The sequence below is a fragment of the Brevibacterium sp. S22 genome, from assembly GCF_004745485.1.
Classification (GTDB): Bacteria; Actinomycetota; Actinomycetes; order Actinomycetales; family Brevibacteriaceae; genus Brevibacterium.
In genome coordinates this window covers 20,394-29,985 of record NZ_RHFG01000040.1, presented here as the reverse complement: position 1 = coordinate 29,985, position 9,592 = coordinate 20,394, and the positions used below count along the sequence as shown (strand labels likewise).

Annotated in this window: 8 protein-coding genes; 5 read left to right on the top strand and 3 right to left on the bottom strand. The window is 63.7% G+C overall.

Going from position 1 to position 9,592, the window contains the following annotated elements; genetic code table 11:
• Positions 1-160: 160 nt before the first annotated feature.
• The gene (locus EB835_RS19105; protein WP_135811027.1) at positions 161-379 is read left to right on the top strand and encodes a hypothetical protein; all 219 of its coding nucleotides are present in this window, start codon (positions 161-163) and stop codon (positions 377-379) included.
• Between the two features lie 44 nt (positions 380-423).
• On the opposite strand, the gene EB835_RS19100 is transcribed toward EB835_RS19105, so the two are convergent.
• Complete coding sequence (locus EB835_RS19100; protein ID WP_211209010.1) at positions 424-1,995, bottom strand: recombinase family protein; 1,572 nt, start codon at positions 1,993-1,995, stop codon at positions 424-426.
• Positions 1,996-2,028: 33 nt separating this feature from the next.
• On the opposite strand from EB835_RS19100, the gene EB835_RS20795 reads away from it, so the two are divergent.
• Positions 2,029-2,556 carry an ATP-binding protein DrrA1-3 family domain-containing protein gene (locus EB835_RS20795; RefSeq protein ID WP_205749985.1) on the top strand — a complete coding sequence of 176 codons (528 nt, stop codon included), beginning with the start codon at positions 2,029-2,031 and terminating at the stop codon, positions 2,554-2,556.
• Positions 2,553-3,407, top strand: a complete 855-nt coding sequence (locus EB835_RS19090; protein ID WP_240688864.1) for an ABC transporter permease — start codon at positions 2,553-2,555, stop codon at positions 3,405-3,407. Before EB835_RS20795 ends, EB835_RS19090 begins: the two co-directional genes overlap by 4 nt.
• Here the strand turns inward: EB835_RS19090 and EB835_RS19085 are convergent.
• Entirely contained in the window at positions 3,382-6,483 is a 3,102-nt protein-coding gene (locus tag EB835_RS19085; protein WP_135811026.1) for an ATP-binding protein, read from the bottom strand. The two genes, EB835_RS19090 and EB835_RS19085, sit on opposite strands and share 26 nt — an antisense overlap.
• Positions 6,484-6,536: 53 nt before the next feature.
• Complete coding sequence (locus EB835_RS19080) at positions 6,537-7,601, bottom strand: magnesium and cobalt transport protein CorA (RefSeq protein WP_346763167.1); 1,065 nt, start codon at positions 7,599-7,601, stop codon at positions 6,537-6,539.
• Positions 7,602-7,802: 201 nt separating this feature from the next.
• Here EB835_RS19080 and EB835_RS19075 point away from each other — a divergent pair, with 201 nt between their 5' ends.
• Positions 7,803-9,071 (top strand): CDP-glycerol glycerophosphotransferase family protein, encoded by a 1,269-nt coding sequence (locus tag EB835_RS19075; RefSeq protein WP_135811024.1) that lies wholly within the window; start codon positions 7,803-7,805, stop codon positions 9,069-9,071.
• Positions 9,072-9,174: 103 nt separating this feature from the next.
• Entirely contained in the window at positions 9,175-9,564 is a 390-nt protein-coding gene (tagD, locus tag EB835_RS19070) for a glycerol-3-phosphate cytidylyltransferase (protein WP_135811023.1), read from the top strand.
• Positions 9,565-9,592 lie beyond the last annotated feature (28 nt).

Here is a 9,592-nt window from a genome sequence, read left to right as displayed (position 1 = left end):
ACCGGTTCTGGGAACACGGGTGAACTTCCGGAGGTTCTCATCTGAGGCAACGACCCTGCTGTGCCGGAGGTTTTCCTCTGAGGCAACGATGTTTCTTTCCCGGAGGTATTGCAATGAGGCTTCAGGGATGCAGTGATTGCTGTTTTTGAACCTCGGGTGTATGGGCGTACCTGTCGGGTATGAAAGTATCCCGACACCCCAGACCCATACGCCCACCACGACGACGAGGCCGCGCCTGGCGATTGACGACGAGGCCCTGACCGACACCGACCGGGAGACGATCCGGCAGGCCGCGAAGACCACAGCCTCCCGGTTCCCGCCCATGAGTGCCGAGCAGGCCGAGCTGATCCGCCACCAACTCCGCGGCGACGCCACCTGACCCACCCGGCATCCTGACCGTCTCGGCATCGAGCCCCACGTCCTTTAGAGTGCGCGGGGCTCGATGAGTACCCGCTCGGGCTCGAAGGCGTTCTGGCCCCGGTTCTGAGTCTGCTGGATGCGGACGTTGAACGTGGCCTTGATGATCTTCCTCCGCTCCAACAGTGGCAGGCCCGCCCACGCGGCAGGCACATCCTCGGCGGTGACCAGGGCACGCACCCGCTCGTCGGTCACCGGGGGGATGAGCGCCTGCTCGGCCTCGGCGATCTGGGGCCGCAACGCGGCTTCCAGCTTCGTGAGCGTGTCGAGGTTCAGACTCCCGGCCGCGTACTGGGCGATGACCTCGTCCAGGCGGGCCTGCAACGCCGCCCGCTTCTGCTCGGCAGCCTCGGCAACCTTGAGCCAGTCGCCGTCGTCGTCGCCGGTGAGCCAGGCGAGGTTGGTCGGGTTCTGGAACCACTCCAGCACGACCTGCTCGACATAGGCGTCCAGGCCCGGCTGGGAGATCATCGTCTTATAGCACCCCCGGAACTGGCACTGGTACTTCACCGCCGGAGTCCTCTCCTTCTTCCGCATCGTGGCCCGCTTCAAAGGGCGGCCGCAGTAGTGGCAGCGGGCGATGTGGACCATGAGCGTCTTCGCGGCCATCCCGCCACCGCCCTTGACGAGACGTCCGGGATCGGCGAACAGGCGCTGGATCTTCTGGAAGTCCTCCCACTCGATCAACGCCTCCCACTGCGCCTGGCCGATGACCTCACCGCGGTAGACGCGCTTGCCGGCGATGGTGGGGTTCTGGAGCACCTGGCGGACGGTGTAGGTATCCCAGCCGCGGGGACTCTCGGCCCACGGCTTCTTCGGTGTCGGCTCCCCAGCATCCTGCAACCGCATCGCTATCGAGTACATGGACTTACCAGCCAGCACATCACGGGCGGCATCGCGGACGATCTGCCCGGTGTGGGGGTCGGGTTCCTGGCGCAGCAGGACACCGGTGTGCTGGTCGTAGACCCGCCGGTATCCGTACGGGAGGCGACCGTGGGGGCGGCCCTTGTCCGCGTTGAGCTTGACTGTGCGCAACTGCCGCTCGCGCATCGTGTTCGCGTCCGCTTCGGCGCGGAGGAACTCGAAGCCCATCATGAACGTGTCATCGGAGCGGGAGAAGTCATACACCCTGCCGTGGGTGAGGTAGAGGACCCCGGCGCGCTGGCAGGCCTTGCGCAGCTGCACGTAAACCTCCATATCGCGCCCGGCACGAGACGGCTCCCAAGAGGCAAAGCCGCCATACCTGCCGGACTCGATCAAGGCCATGGCCTCGTCGAAGCCCTCGCGTTCGCGCCTGCGCCACTGCGAGGCCGACCGGTCAGCATCGCGGACGATCGCCTCCGGGTACCATTCGATCGGCAGGCACCAGCCGACCATGTCAGTGAGCTGGTCATCGATCGAGCGCATCAGCTTGTGCCGGTCCTGTGAGGCCCGCCCATACAGGATCGAAGCGGTCCAGTCGTCCTCGGCCATCTCCCGGAGTCGCTCGACCGCGGCCCGCAACTCCGGCGTGAGCAGCGGTAGCTCCAAGAGCCTGTTCGTCGTGGTCGTGTTGGTGTTCGTTGTGGTGGTGTTCATGGACATCAGGTGCGTCTGCCTTCCCTCTGCCCCTTGAACTTGATCGACGAACCGACCACCGGACTCGACCCGCGCACACGCAATCAGATGTGGGAGACGATCCGCGGCCTCGTCGCCTCCGGTGTCACCGTTCTGCTGACCACGCAGTACCTGGAGGAGGCAGATCAGCTGGCCGACCGGATCGCCGTCATCGATCACGGGACGATCGTCGCTCAGGGAACCCCAGCGGAGCTCAAAGCCTCGATCGGCGGTTCGAGCCTGCACCTCGGATTCGATGCAGACACCTCGAACGCGGACATCGACCGGGCGCGCAGCCTCATCGCCGCGACCGTCGGCGATGATGTCGTCCATACCCCGGAGGCGGGTCGGATCGCCGTCGCCCTGCAGCACGCCTCGGACGCAGCCACGATCCTCGTCGCACTGCGCGAGGCCGGCATCGACGTCATCTCGATCAGGGTGGAAGAGCCCAGCCTCGACGACGTCTTCCTCAGCATCACCGGAGGCACGGCACCTGCCGACCGCCCCGACCGAACTCAGACCACGGAAGGACTCCCAGCATGAGAACCGCACCCGCCGAACGGACCGCACCCGGCCCGACCATGACAACCGACCGCATCCGCGCTGACGCCTCGACTCTGACGGCGCGGCCGAGCCTGGTCGAAACCTGGAACCAGACGATGGGCTTCGCCTCCCGCGCGCTCAAACACATGCGTCGGGAACCCGAACAGTTCTCCGATGTCCTCATCCAGCCGATCCTCTTCACTCTCATGTTCGGCTTCATCTTCGGAGGAGCGATCAGCGGCGACGTCGCGAACTACCTTCCCATCATGGTTCCCGGCATCCTCGCGATGACCTGCCTGACGGCGAGCATGGCGACCGGAGTCCAACTGCGCGAAGACATGGACACCGGCATCTTCGACCGGTTCAAGACCTTGCCGGTGGCACGCATCGCGCCCCTGGCCGGCCCCATGGTCGCTGACCTGCTGCGTTACGCGGTCGCCGCTACCGTGACCTTTGCCTCCGGCATCGCCATGGGGTACCGCCCCGAGGGCGGAGTGTTCGGTGTGGCCGCGGCCATCGTCCTCGTCGTCATCACCGGTTGGGCCCTGTCCTGGGCGTTCGCCTACGTCGGCACGATCGTGCGATCGGCTCAGGGCGTGCAGGGAGTCTCGATGATGATCCTCTTCCCGCTGACCTTCCTGTCCAATGCCTTTGTTCCGGTCGATTCGATGCCCGGCTGGCTGCAGTGGTTCGTCGGCATCAACCCGATCTCCCACGTCGTGTCGGGAGTGCGGGACCTGGCGAACTCGGCGACTCTCACCGCCGAGGTGGGCTGGGCGCTGCTCGGCTGCGCCGTCGTCATCGTCATCTTCGCTCCACTGACGCTCAAGTCGTACCAACGGAGCGCCTGAGTAAGCGGGCCTCGGCGTGATAGCGCTCGATCGCCGCGGCGAAATCGAGCGTCCCCAGTTCCTCCGCCACCTCGTCGAGCCGGGCAACCTGCGCCGAGGTGAGCTCGTCGATGAGAGTCGACCAACCCAGCGACGGGAACACTCGGTTGAAGGCGAACCGATCGGCCAAGGCCGCGAATCGACTCGCCAGTTCGGAGTCGATATCTTGCCCGGAGCGTCCTCGTCGCCCGAGCCAGACAGCGATGGCGAAAGCGACCGTGCCCAGGACCGGGAAATCGTAGTGCAGACGGTTCTGGTCGGATGCACGTTCTGCCATGTCGATGAGTGAGTCGAAGAGCTCGTCCGCGGAATCGGGGTCGTGGCGGACGGCGACCACCGTTGAGACAGCGCCGATGAGCAGAGTCCACGGGTCGAGTCCGTCACCGGACGAGAACCCAGGCAGGGCGGGGCGGACGCGTCCGGTGTGCCGAACCGATTTGAGCAGATCGAGCCCAGCAGCGAAGTCGCCGCGCAGCAGTGCGAGTTCTGCCCGGCCCAGGATCAGCATATAGCGGTTGCCGAAAGGCTCGTTCTGATCCTCCGCCTCGGCCAGCGCCGTGAGCTCATCCTCGGCACGGTCGAGCTCGCCGAGGCCGAGATCGGCGAACGCCAGCCAGGACCGGCAGTCGACACTGGCACCGAACTGCGCAAGCAACGGCAGCGCGGCGGCGGCGTGTTCGCGGGCCTGGGAGAATTCTCCGTGCTGAAGATGCAGCTGGGCCAGGGACTCTCGGTAGCTCGTTGCCAGCCAGGGCGGGTCGTCGGTTCGGAAGTCGGCGAAGGCGGCGTCGAGCAGAGCAATGGAATCGGCCACCTCGCCGGCGTTCTCCTGGATTCCCGCCAAGTACGGGACCGCGACCAGACGGGTGAGACGATCGTCGGAATCGGTGAGTGCGTGCAGCCCGGCCGGTGCGGGCGAGGTCTGACTCGAGTCAGGGTCAGAGACGATGACGAGTCCGAGCCGGGCCATCGCCCGGACATAGGGGTCGGCGGACTCCGGCCCGAGTTCGTCGAGCAGCTGTGAGGTCGCGGGAAGATCCTGCCAGCGCGGAAGCATTCCCCATGTTGTGGTCTGGACCGCGAGGACTCGGCGGGCGTACTCGGCCATATCCGCAGGCATCGTCCAGCCGTCGAGGAAGGTCTCGAGGAGTTGGAAGTGCTCGATGATGCGGATGTGCGCACCGCTGACCATCCAGAAGGGCAGCAGCGCCGCGAGCATGACGATGGCCCTGTCATCGCGTTCGCTGAGGAGGCGTCTGAGCACAGGAGTGAGGTTGTGCTCCTCGGCACGCAGCCGATGCACTGCCCGCAGCTGCCCCGCACCGAGGATGTCGTCGGCAAGACTCCGGCAGGTGTCCACCGCCCACCGGTCGACGGAGTCTGCGATGCGCTGGCCCTGACCCGAACTGCTTCGGTGGAGGTGCCCGTATTCCCGGATCGTCTCCAGCATGCGGAATCGGATGCTGCCCTCACGCTCGATGACGGTGAGCAGGGACTGGTCGACGAGGTCATCGATCGTCCTCATCGCCGTGGCCCCGAGGATACCTTCGGCACACTCGGTGCCGAAGGCGTCTGGCAGGAGCGACATCGTCATCAGTGCCGTCTTCGCATCATCGTCGAGCAGCTGCCAGGACCAGTCGATGACTGCCTGCAGGGTCTGATGTCTCTGCGGTGCCGTTCTGTCGCCTCCGCGCAGAAGGGTGAAGCGATCGGTGAGGTTGTCGAGGACCGACTCAGGAGTCAGTGTGCGCGTGCGTGCTGCGGCGAGCTCGATGGCCAGCGGCAGTCCGTCGAGGTGGTCGACGAGTGAGGTGACAGTGTTCTCATCGATCGTGACGGTCGGTCGTGCCGCCCGGGCACGCTGAATGAAGAGTTCCTTCGACTCGGCAGGGGGCAGTTGGTCGAGGAGGTAGACGTGTTCGGCGGTGTGGCGCAGCGGAGTGCGACTGGTGGTGAGGATGCGCAGCTCTGCCACCGCGCCGAGGAGGTCGTTGACGAGTGCGGCGACACCGTCGATGAGGTGCTCGCAATTGTCGAGGACGAGCAGGTTCGATCCCGTGCTCAGTGCTGTGATGACGCGGCTGCGCAGATCCGGTCCCGTGGAGTTGCGATCGATGCTGTTGACGGTCTCGCGGACGTGGAGGCTGTCGGCGATGGCATCGAGGATCTCATCGGAGTGGCCGAATGTGGCGAGTTCGACGATGTGGACCCGGGGGAGTGGGCTGCGGGCGGCGACCTCCTGGGCCAGTCGCGTCTTGCCCAGACCGCCGGGGCCGATGATCGAGACCAATCGGACGGTCGAGAGCAGCCCGTTGAGGGCATCGATGTCCTCGCTGCGGCCGAGCAGAGTCGTGGAGGAGTGGCGGAGTCCCGACCGGACCGGGGTATCGAGGGCGAGGAGTTCGTCGTGGGTCCTGCGCAGTTCGGGTCCCGGGGAGGCACCGAGGCTGTCGACCATGTGAGTGCGGATGGAGTCGAATCGGCGGAGTGAGGCGGCCGGACCTTCGACCTCGGCGAGGCAGCGCAGAAGAGCGGCGGCGAGCTGCTCATCGAGTGGGTGGGCACGAACGAGGTCCTCGAGCGCTCCGAGCGCCTCATGATGGTGTCCCTGCCGAGCCAGAGCGAGGGCGCCGATCCTGTCTGCCGGTTCCTCGGACCCGAGCCGTCGAGCGGTCTGGGCCAGTTCGATGGCGGCGGACAGGGAGCCGGAAGCCAGAGCCGCCTCGGCGTCGGTGAGGACACGGCTGAGCGCCCAAATATCAACGTCATCGGAGGGCAGGTCGATCCGGTAGCCCGTTGCCGTCCGCGCAATCAGGTCAAGGGAGGTTTGCGAGCGTGCGCGCGAGACCAGCACCTGCAGAGCCTTTTGCGGATGATCAGGCCGGGAGTCATCCCAGATCGTGTCGATCAGTGCCGGCGATGACATGCCTCTGGGGCCCGCCTCGGCGAGGTGGCGGAGCAGCGAGATGATGCGCTCGCCGGTGATCGGGACGCCGTTCCATGCGGCATCGCCGAGGAGTCTGAGCTGGGGGTCCACGAACCCAGTCTAAGTTGTTCTCTTCTGCCCGCTCTGCAGCGCGAACGAGCGGCTCACATCCACTTCTTGATCTTGAACACGGCGTAGAGCACGACCCCGAGGCCGACCATGAGGCCGAGTGCCATCGGGTAGCCGAAAGCCCAGTGGAGTTCGGGCATGTCATCGAAGTTCATCCCGTAGATCGCGCCGATGAGGGTGGGCGCGAAGAGGATCGCCGCCCAACCGGAGATCTTCTTCATGTCTTCGTTCTGTCGCTGCGCCACGAGAGTGGAGTTGACGTTGAGGATCTGGGACAAGGCTTCGCGCAGCTCGCCGGCTTCGGCGAGGACGCGGGTGAGATGGTCGGTGACGTCATCGAGGTAGGCGCGCAGCTCATCGGGAATCGCGTACTTGGTCGCTCCTTGGCCCAGAGCCTGTGTCAGGCGGTTGAGGTGCGTGGAATTGTGGAGGACGTCGATGACCTCCTGACTGAGCAGGTAGATGCGCTCGGCCGCGGCCGTGTCCCCGCTGAAGACCTGACGTTCGATCCCGTCCTTGTCGAACTGCAGGCCGTCGAGGACGGGGAAGTACCCGTCGACAGCCGTGTCGAGGAATCGGTAGATGAGCGCCTCGGGGCCGAGAGAGAGGAGTTCGCGGTCCTTCGTCCACCCCCGCTTCTCGTTCGTGAAGTACTCCCGAATCCCGTCGCGGCTGTCCGGAATTGGAGTGCCGTCGATGAACCGATCGTCCTGACAGATGATGACGAGCGCATCATCTTTCATCAGCAGGTGGAACTCACTGAACTCGACTTCTTCCTTTGCATCGATATAGACGGCGGATTTGAGGACGACGAAGAGCACATTGTCGTAGCGTTCGACCTTTGCACGCTGATTCGCATGGTAGAGGTCATCGACGAGCACCGGGTGGAGACCCCACGCCGAGGCGATTTCGGCGAGAAGCTCTGGAGTGGAGTCAGGGATGATCACCTGAGTGATCGTTCCCGATTCCGCAGATGCATCGCTGCCGTAGTTTGGCGCCGTCAGGGCGGCTTCGAAGGACTCGGAGGCGATGAGGTCCTGAGGTTCGCTGTCGACGATGCGACGACTGAACAGAGGCGCAGACTCGGATGTGGGTGTCACTGGAACAGCCGCTGAGCGTTTCCGCAGGGACGGTCGTTCGAATCGGTGTCGGCTGACAGATGACATTGTGCTCTCCTCGCTGAATCACACTCAAAACTAGCCGATTGCCACCACGCGCGTCGAATGTCCGGCGGTAGTCCGTTCACCTGGAGAGGAGGGCGAATTCAGTTGGAGCACAGACAGGCATGCACAATAGAGGCCATGACCTTTCATCCGGCAGATCTGCCGCAGACTGCGGTTCGTGGTGCCAACTTCGCGCAGTCGGTTGCCAAGCTCGTAGCGCAGAGACTTCGGGAACGTGTCCGCGAATCACGGCTGCCGGACGATTTCTCTCCACAGGACGATGACGACTTCGTTGCGGCTGGTTACTTCGCCGGAGACCTCACCTCGGTCTATCAGCTGGAACAGTGGCTGTGGCCCTTCAAGCAGCTGGAGACACGTCTCAAGGACACCGGTCATGGTGATCAGCCCTTCGGCATCATTGTCCGCAACGCTCCCGTGGCGGAGTACCTCAAGGGCGTCACCTCATTTCCGGTTCGGTTCTCACGTCTGACCAGTGGCCTCGACAAGTTCATGCAGTCTCCGAGCCTCCGCGCTGTCTTCTACGTCAATCAGGGGACCAGCAACTTTCAGGCGCTGCGCTATCCTGAGCCGGCCCATGTGCACCTCAGCCATGGCGAGAGTGAGAAGATCTCGATGATCTCCAACCAGTTGAAGGGGTACGACTACGTCTTCACAGCTGGCCAGGCCGCCAGAGAACGGATAGAGCAGACACTCTACGGAATGAGCGACGATCGTATGTTCGATGTCGGGCGTCCGCAGTTGGATCGTCCACGGTCCGTCCCCCGGGAGTGGACTGAGTTCAAGAAGGCTCATCCTGACGGGAAAGTGGTGTTCTATGCGCCGACATGGGAAGGGGATTCTCCGTCCATGGTCTATGGGACCATCGCCTACAACGGTGAGGCCATCGTCACCGCTCTGCTGCAGGCTGGTTACCGTGTGATCTTCCGACCCCACCCGCGGACCGGAGTCATGCGCCATGACTTCGAGAAGGCCGTGGAAGCGGTGACGGAGATCGTGGACTCTGACCCGCGAGGCTTTGTCGACCAGAGCCCTGATGTGTCCTGGCAACTCGACGAGACCGACATCGCTGTAGTCGAAATGACCTCGGTGGCCTTCGACTGGCTCGCCTCCGGGAAGCCGCTGGTGATGGTCAAACCCCATGAACCAGAGGCAGAAGTGCTCGAGGGGGGGCTTCTTGACCGATGTCCGGCAGTGGATCCGGACGGCAAGGAGAGCGTCGTCGATCTCATCGACGAGGCCGTCTCCCGAAGCGAGTCGGTTCCAGCATTGGCGAAGTTCTATCTCGGTGACACAGGGTCGGGTGAACAGACCGCACGGTTTATCCATGCGAGTGAGCGAGTCATCGCGTTGCGCTCTGATGCGCACGGGCTGAAACACGCTGAGTGAGCCGTGTGACATTTTCCAAACTTGAAGTAACAGAATGATAAACTAACGCGGAACTAAATCTGCGGCTCACGAGGTGAGCTTTGATCTCTGGACGGAATCAGCAATGAAACGAGTCATCACGTACGGAACATTCGACCTGCTCCATTACGGGCATATTCGACTGCTCCAGCGATGCAAAGAACAGGGTGACTACCTGGTAGTTGCGCTCTCGAGCGATGAATTCAACGCCGGCAAGGGTAAGAAGTCGTACTTCTCCTACGAAGAACGCAAGCACATGCTCGAAGCGATCCGCTACGTCGATCTCGTCATTCCAGAGGACAATTGGGAGCAGAAGTCGACTGACGTGGTGAAGTATCACATCGACAAGTTCGTCATGGGCGATGACTGGGAAGGCGAATTCGATTTCCTCAAAGACCAGTGCGAAGTCGTCTACCTGCCGCGCACTCCTGAGATCTCGACGACGCGGATCAAGAGTGAGCTGGGTAAGTCCTGACTGAACCGGCGCGGACTTCGCGCTATCG

Coding starts and splice junctions, on each gene's coding strand:
- tagD (WP_135811023.1), top strand. CDS start 9,175: ATGAAACGAGTCATCACGTACGGAACATTCGACCTGCTCCATTACGGG.
- EB835_RS19105 (WP_135811027.1), top strand. CDS start 161: ATGGGCGTACCTGTCGGGTATGAAAGTATCCCGACACCCCAGACCCAT.
- EB835_RS19075 (WP_135811024.1), top strand. CDS start 7,803: ATGACCTTTCATCCGGCAGATCTGCCGCAGACTGCGGTTCGTGGTGCC.
- EB835_RS19090 (WP_240688864.1), top strand. CDS start 2,553: ATGAGAACCGCACCCGCCGAACGGACCGCACCCGGCCCGACCATGACA.
- EB835_RS19100 (WP_211209010.1), bottom strand. CDS start 1,995: ATGAACACCACCACAACGAACACCAACACGACCACGACGAACAGGCTC.